The sequence below is a fragment of the Saccharothrix sp. ST-888 genome (assembly GCF_000955975.1).
Taxonomy (GTDB): domain Bacteria; phylum Actinomycetota; class Actinomycetes; order Streptomycetales; family Streptomycetaceae; genus Kitasatospora.
The window spans coordinates 1-2,319 of sequence record NZ_JYJF01000237.1; the positions used below are offsets into that span (position 1 = coordinate 1).

Sequence of the window (2,319 nt, forward strand, 5' to 3'; positions counted from 1 at the left end):
GTGCAGGTGGAGAAGTCGAGGATGCCCTTCCAGGAGAAGTGCTCGACCTGGGAGGCACCGAAGACGGCGTCCTCGGCCGGGTCCTCGAAGTCGATCGGCTGGCCGCCGCTGGTCATCGGGCGCAGGGCACCGAGCGCGACGTCGCCGTCCTCCTCCCGCTTGAAGTAGATGTTGAAGAAGGCGAGGAAGCGGTGCCAGGCCACACCCATCGAGGGGTTGATCCCGATGGTGATCGCCCAGGCGAAGGAGATGCAGATCTTCAGCATCGCGAAGATGTAGATCAGGTTGACCAGGGTGCCGTGGGCCAGGCCCTTGAAGGCGAGCACCAGCGGGTACGAGATCAGGAACTTCGCCTCGTACGAGCCCGCGTGCTCCAGTGCGCCCTCCAGGCCGCGCAGCACCAGGATGCAGATGCCGATGCCGAGGATGGTGTACTCGACGTAGAAGGCCTGCCAGGCGATCGAGCCGGCGAACCGGGACTTGCGACCGGACCTGGACGGCAGGCTGAGCAGCCGGATCACGATCAGGACCGCGATGCCGAGCGTGGTCATGGTGCCGACCAGCTCGGTGAAGAGCTCGTAGGGCAGCCAGCCGCCGAGCACCGGGAGCACGAACTCGGCGTCGAACAGCTGGAAGAAGGCGGTCAGCAGGGTGAGGCCGAGGGTGAGGAAGCCGACCGCGACGAACCAGTGCGCGACGCCGACGACGCCCCAGCGGTTCATCCGGGTGTGGCCGACGAACTCGACCGCCACGGTCTTCGCCCGCTGCGCGGGCCGGCCGAACCTGGTGGAGTCCGGCGCCCCGGTTCGCACCACCTTGTAGATGTACATCGCCGCACGGGCGGCGAGCGCGGTGCCGATCACGAAAGTGACCAGCGAGATGACGATCGCTGCTAGCTGCATCGCTCTCCGTCTCCAGCGGCTGGTGTCAAGGATGTCAAGGCTCCGACCGAGTGTACTGGTCGGTAACTTCAAGGCTAGACCTGGCCGGACATTACCGGCGGTCGCCGCCGGCCCAGAAGATGCTCAGGGTATGGCGGCAGTCACTAAGGACACACTCACCCCATTGGCCGCACCAGGCCGTACACATAAGCGCTAAGTAAAGTTGAGCGGGTCTGACTCATGGCTGTTGACGGGCCTCGAAGCGTCAGGCATGCTTGAGCCCGTAAAGCTCAACTTCTCGTCGGAGGTATCCACGATGGCACGTGCGGTCGGTATCGACCTCGGTACGACTAACTCGGTCGTCAGCGTTCTGGAGGGCGGAGAGCCCACCGTCATCACGAACGCCGAGGGCGCCCGGACCACGCCGTCCGTCGTCGCCTTCGCCAAGAACGGCGAGGTGCTCGTCGGCGAGGTCGCCAAGCGCCAGGCGGTCACCAACGTCGACCGCACCATCCGCTCGGTCAAGCGCCACATGGGCACCGGGTGGAAGATCAACCTGGACGGCAAGGACTTCAACCCTCAGCAGATCAGCGCCTTCATTCTGCAGAAGCTGAAGCGCGACGCCGAGGCGTACCTGGGCGAGACGGTCACCGACGCGGTGATCACCGTCCCGGCGTACTTCAACGACTCCGAGCGCCAGGCCACCAAGGAGGCCGGCGAGATCGCGGGCCTGAACGTCCTGCGCATCGTCAACGAGCCCACCGCGGCCGCCCTGGCCTACGGCCTGGACAAGGACGACCAGACCATCCTGGTCTTCGACCTCGGCGGCGGCACCTTCGACGTCTCCCTGCTGGAGATCGGCGACGGGGTCGTCGAGGTGAAGGCCACCAACGGTGACAACCACCTCGGTGGTGACGACTGGGACCAGCGCGTCGTCGACCACCTGGTGAAGACCTTCCAGGCCGGCCACGGTGTCGACCTGTCCAAGGACAAGATGGCCCTGCAGCGTCTGCGCGAGGCTGCCGAGAAGGCCAAGATCGAGCTGTCCTCGTCCTCCGAGACCTCGATCAACCTGCCCTACATCACGGCCTCCGCCGAGGGCCCGCTGCACCTGGACGAGAAGCTCACCCGCGCCCAGTTCCAGCAGCTCACCGCCGACCTGCTGGAGCGCTGCAAGGTCCCGTTCCACAACGTCATCAAGGACGCCGGCATCGCGCTGTCCGAGATCGACCACGTAGTCCTGGTCGGTGGCTCCACCCGCATGCCGGCCGTCGCCGAGCTCGTCAAGGAGCTGACCGGCGGCCAGGACGCCAACAAGGGCGTCAACCCGGACGAGGTCGTCGCCATCGGCGCCGCCCTGCAGGCCGGTGTCCTCAAGGGTGAGGTCAAGGACGTCCTGCTGCTCGACGTCACCCCGCTGTCCCTCGGCATCGAGACC

The 2,319-nt window shown here is 66.1% G+C and carries 1 protein-coding gene and 1 pseudogene; one reads left to right on the forward strand and one right to left on the reverse strand.

The window, feature by feature from the left end; translation table 11 throughout:
• Positions 1-902 (reverse strand): annotated as a pseudogene (locus tag UK12_RS32270) (Fe-S oxidoreductase); the annotation flags it as partial.
• Between the two features lie 295 nt (positions 903-1,197).
• Between UK12_RS32270 and dnaK the strand changes: the two are divergent.
• Positions 1,198-2,319, forward strand: a 1,122-nt coding sequence (dnaK, locus tag UK12_RS32275) for a molecular chaperone DnaK (RefSeq protein WP_045306770.1), incomplete at its 3' end; no start/stop codon positions are given.